Below are 4,362 nucleotides of genomic sequence, written 5' to 3'. Positions count from 1 at the left end.
GCCTCCCGCAGAGGGAGGCGGCCTTCGCCGTTGTGGTGCTGGGCTCTTATCCGCGGCGGCGCGTCTTCAGGAGGTCGAGGCGCTCCTTGAGCAGCTCCTCGAGCTCTTCCTTGCTGCGACGCTCCAGCAGCAGGTCCCAGTGGGTGCGCGGCGGCTTGACCTTCTTGGTCTCCACCGTGGTGCCCTCCATGAGCTGCCCTTCCTGGCCGTTGCGGCACAGCCAGGTGGGCGGGATCTCCGCGTCGTCGGCGAACGGGACGTCGAACTCCTCACCGTTGTCGGTGCGGTAGCGGGCGATCCGGCGCGGGGCCAGGTCGTGGTCGCGATCGGTCTCGTAGCTCACCGCTCCGAGCCGACTGCCTCGGAGTACGCGATCTGCCATGTGTGCTCCCTGTCTTTGGCGGCTGGCGCCGCGGGTTCGCGGCTTCGGCGGTTCTCAGGCCTGCGAACTGGTCGTGGTCCTACCGTTAACGCGCGGGACGTCTGAACTGTTCCATTGTAGTCGCAATGGTGATCTGACCGAGCGGGCCCTGAGCCGCGGGCCCGGCACAGTGCCCGCTCAGCGAGACCTGAGCCGCTGGATCGGGCATCGGACCGATAGGGTTTCGCACCATGTCGCGCAGTCGCCTGCTGTCCTGCCTGTGGTGCGGGCGGGAGATCGTGGATTCGGAGTCGGGTCGCCGTCGTCGCTATTGCCGCCAGTCGTGCCGTCAACGCGCTTACGAGCACCGCACCAGCCTCAAGGGAACCGGGATTCCGGAGGACGCGGTGGTGCTGTCCGCGCAGGAAGCCGCGGATCTGGCCGACCGCTGGTTCGCCGCGCGGTGTGCCGCGGAGGACGTCGCCACGGCGGTGGCCGAAGGCGCCGAGCACGTCGAGCTGGCCGAACTCAGCGCCACGCTGGTGAAGTTGGCCAGGGAAGCCGAACGGTTGCGCTGAATCCCCGTGGCGCCCACGGCGACTGGGGGATCTGCGGTCACGCCCCGGCGTGGCGGTCTTCGACGGGGAACCCGGTCGAGGTTTCGCGGGCCCGCAGGTACACCGCGGTCACACCGCCTGCGACGAGCAGCGCGAGCGCTGTCGCGGCCCCGGCGGTCGCGAGGTCGGGGCTGGTCAGCGGCTGACCGCGCAGCGCCTGCCAGAACACCAGGGTGAGCAGCCCGAAGTAGCCGAGTACGGCGACGCCGAGCAGGGCGGCACGGACGGTTTCGGTGCGCAGCCAGCGATACCGCGGTGCGAGGGCGACCAGGACGACGGCCAGCAGCAGCAACACCTGGATGCCGTGCAGGCCGACGAAATGCGGGATGCGCAGGTCACCGCCGGTGGTGCTCCAATGGGTGATCGGCATGGCGCCGACACCGTCGCGCACCGCGTCACCGTGCGCGCCGCCCGCCCGGACCGTGTGCCCGGCCATCAGGCCGACCACGGTGCCGTCGGACTGGCGGACCAGCTGTGGTCCGGTGAAGCCCATCAGATAGCCCAGCATCATGCCCGCCACCGCGAGCCACAGACCGGCTTTCAAGGCGATCCTGGTCGGCCGGTCGGCCAGCTTCTGCCACGAGATGATCACCGCCAGGACGAGATTGGCGAGGAACAGGCCGGGGACGCCGGAGGCGAACACCTGCTGGCCGATCTGGTTGACCGTGTCCTCGGCGGTGTTGAAATGACTGAAGGTGCCGCGCGCGGCCTGCAGCGCGATGAAGCCGACGTCGGCGATTCCGGTGACGGCGAAGACGGTGCCCAGCCACCAGGTGGCCCGCCGCCCGCGGTGCGGCAGCCGCAGAATCCACGCCAGCGTCATGCCGTAGAGAGCGAAGGCGAGCCCGAACTTGGCGGGCTTGAGCCAGACCGATTCGCCGAGCAGCAGGCGGTCGTCGACCACCATGCCGACGACCGACACGACCACGAGCACGCTCATCAGGGCGGAGTTCACCAGCAGCGGACCGTGCCAGGGCGCGCGGTCGGTGCTGTCGCGCGCCGGTGCGGCAGGGAACCGGATGCGGGACAGGGTGCGGGAAAGATCGATCGTCGCCATGATTCGACGGTAGAAATCCGGTGCGCCGCAACACCTCCCGCTGCGGAACGGTTCGGGTCCGGTACCCGGGTAGGGGGCGTGCCCTACCCGGGTGCGGTCACGACAGGCTAGTCAGATCCCCAAGCGCCAGATGACGGCGTCGACCGCACGCGGCGACACGGTCGCGACGGCCTGCAGAATCCGGGTGTAGCGGGGGTAGAGCTCGATCGGCCTGGTCCGGATGGCGGTGCAGATCCAGTCCGCGGCCTGCTCGGCGGTCAGCGCGGCCGACTCGTCGTAGGCGCCGGTGGGGGCGATCATCTCCGTGCGTACCAGCGGGAACCCGACGGTGGTGACATGCACACCGCGCGACCGGGTTTCGGCGCCGAGGCTGCGCCCGAACGCGCCGAGCGCGGCTTTGGACGCGTGGTAAGCGGTGAACATCGGCATCGTGCCCGCCGCGACACCCCAGGTGGCGACATTGACGACATGCCCGTTGCCCGCCTCGAGCATCGAGGGGAGCAGTCCCATGGTCAGCCGCGCCGCGCCGAAGTAGTTCAGCGCCATGGTCCGCTCGTAGTCGTGGAACCGGTCGGTGGCATCGGCCGCGCGCCGGCGGATCGACCGGCCCGCGTTGTTCACCAGCACGTCGACCGTGCCGTACTGCTCGAGCACGGTCTTGACCAGGTCGTCGACGTCGCTGGGCTCGGACAGATCGCAGGTGATGCTCTCGGCCACCCCGCCCGCCGCGCGCACCGCGTCGCGGACCTCGAGCAGCGGTTCGGCGGTCCGGGCGACCAGGATCAGCCGGGCGCCGTGGCGGCCGAGCGCGTGCGCGGCGGCGCGGCCCACCCCGGACGACGCGCCGGTCAGCAGGACGGTCTTGCCCGCGATCTCGTGCCGCTCGCCGAGCACGAGCCGCGCCACGGTACGCGGCAACGCGGGCGGATTGAGCAGCAAGGACTGCGCGAGGCGGTCGAGCACGGGGACTCCTTGGCGTCGAGGGCTACCGATTCAATTAACTATCTAGTAAATTACAAAACAGTCAATTGAGTGTCAACCGGTGCTGCCCTGATGGTTGGATGGGTCGGGTGAGCACAGCTGGAACCAAAGGTGTCCCACGCCCCGAGCGTGAGCAGCAGATCCTCGACGCGGCGGTCGCCGAGATCGGGCGGGTCGGCTACGCAGGCCTGTCGCCTGCCGATGTCGCGCGCCGGGCCGGAGTGTCCAAGCCGCTGGTCTACACCTATTTCCAGTCCAAGGACGGGCTCTACATCGCCTGTGTCGAGCGCGCCGCCACCGTCATCTACGACGCGTTCGAAACGGCCGGCGCTGGGGCGAGCGGTCTGGGCGGGGTCGAACGAACCTTCGACGCGCTCTTCGTCGCGCTCGCCCCGCGGCCACACGATTGGACCGTCGTCTTCGACCGCTCTCATCCCGACGAGGGCCTCGCAGCCGATGCCGTGCGCGCGGCCCGCCGTCGCATCGCCGCCCAGGCGGCCCGTGGCGTCGCCGATGCGCTCGGCGCACTTCTCACCGATCCCGACGACCTGTCAGCCCTCACCGACGCCTGGATGGGGTCGGTGACCTCGCTGGTCCTGTGGTGGCTGCGGCACCCCGAGCAGACGGCGGGCGAGATGACCGCCCGCAGCCACCGCCTGATCGGGGCCCTGGTCAACGTGCCGCGCTGACCGGCGCCGCCTCCGGCAGCAGTTCCGCCAGCAGCCGCGACCACTCGTAGCGCCGTTCGGGGAAGCAGCGCTCCAGCAGATCGCGCATGATCGACGGCGCGATCGAGGCGCCCGGCGAGGCGCCGAGCAGCCCGGCGACGGTGCCGTCGGCGCCGGTCACCAGTTCGGTGCCGAATTCGAGCACACCGCCGCGCCGGCGATCGGGTTTGACCAGCTGGGCGCGCTGCCCGGCCTGGATCAGCTCCCAGTCGCCGGGATCCGCGGTGGGATAGAAGCGCTGGAGCTGCGCGAACTTCCGGCGCCGCGACGCCAGCAGTTCGCCGATCAGGAAGCGCACCAGATCGAGATTCCGCAGCCCGGCGGCCACCAGCGGCACGATGTTGTGCGGTCGCAGCGTGGTGAACAGGTCGGTCAGCTTGCCGTGGCGCAGCAGCCGCGTGCTGAAGGTGGCGTAGGGGCCGAACAGCAACGAGGCGCTGCCGTCGACCTCGCGACGGTCCAGGTGCGGCACCGACATCGGCGGCGCGCCGAGGGCGGCCTGGCTGTAGACCTTCGCGTGGTGCTCGGCGACCACATCGGGATTGTCGGGGGGGGCGTCGCGGGCGGGGCGGCGGGTGTCCGCCGAGACACCGCCCCCCCGCACACCCCCCCCGCCGC

Annotated in this window: 6 protein-coding genes; 2 read left to right on the top strand and 4 right to left on the bottom strand. The window is 70.5% G+C overall.

Going from position 1 to position 4,362, the window contains the following annotated elements:
• Window positions 1-46: 46 nt before the first annotated feature.
• Window positions 47-382 carry an RNA polymerase-binding protein RbpA gene (locus ACFWPJ_RS11795; RefSeq protein ID WP_378849911.1) on the bottom strand — a complete coding sequence of 112 codons (336 nt, stop codon included), beginning with the start codon at window positions 380-382 and terminating at the stop codon, window positions 47-49.
• Between the two features lie 230 nt (window positions 383-612).
• Here ACFWPJ_RS11795 and ACFWPJ_RS11790 point away from each other — a divergent pair, with 230 nt between their 5' ends.
• The gene (locus tag ACFWPJ_RS11790; RefSeq protein ID WP_189022754.1) at window positions 613-939 is read left to right on the top strand and encodes a hypothetical protein; all 327 of its coding nucleotides are present in this window, start codon (window positions 613-615) and stop codon (window positions 937-939) included.
• A 37-nt stretch (window positions 940-976) separates the two neighbouring features.
• On the opposite strand, the gene ACFWPJ_RS11785 is transcribed toward ACFWPJ_RS11790, so the two are convergent.
• Window positions 977-2,035, bottom strand: a complete 1,059-nt coding sequence (locus ACFWPJ_RS11785; RefSeq protein ID WP_378849909.1) for a hypothetical protein — start codon at window positions 2,033-2,035, stop codon at window positions 977-979.
• 111 nt (window positions 2,036-2,146) lie between these two features.
• On the bottom strand, window positions 2,147-2,998 hold the full coding sequence (locus tag ACFWPJ_RS11780; protein ID WP_378849907.1) for an SDR family oxidoreductase: 852 nt from the start codon (window positions 2,996-2,998) through the stop codon (window positions 2,147-2,149).
• A 107-nt stretch (window positions 2,999-3,105) separates the two neighbouring features.
• On the opposite strand from ACFWPJ_RS11780, the gene ACFWPJ_RS11775 reads away from it, so the two are divergent.
• Window positions 3,106-3,705: a TetR/AcrR family transcriptional regulator gene (locus ACFWPJ_RS11775; RefSeq protein WP_378849905.1), complete on the top strand. Its 600-nt coding sequence runs from the start codon at window positions 3,106-3,108 to the stop codon at window positions 3,703-3,705.
• Here ACFWPJ_RS11775 and ACFWPJ_RS11770 read toward each other — a convergent pair.
• Window positions 3,689-4,362: malate:quinone oxidoreductase (locus ACFWPJ_RS11770; RefSeq protein WP_378849904.1), on the bottom strand; the 674-nt coding region annotated here is incomplete at its 5' end. The two genes, ACFWPJ_RS11775 and ACFWPJ_RS11770, sit on opposite strands and share 17 nt — an antisense overlap.

Origin of the sequence: Nocardia sp. NPDC058497, from assembly GCF_042720195.1 — a bacterium.
Taxonomy (GTDB): domain Bacteria; phylum Actinomycetota; class Actinomycetes; order Mycobacteriales; family Mycobacteriaceae; genus Nocardia.
Note: the sequence above shows the minus strand (reverse complement) of the source record. Positions and strands in the feature narration are given on the sequence as shown.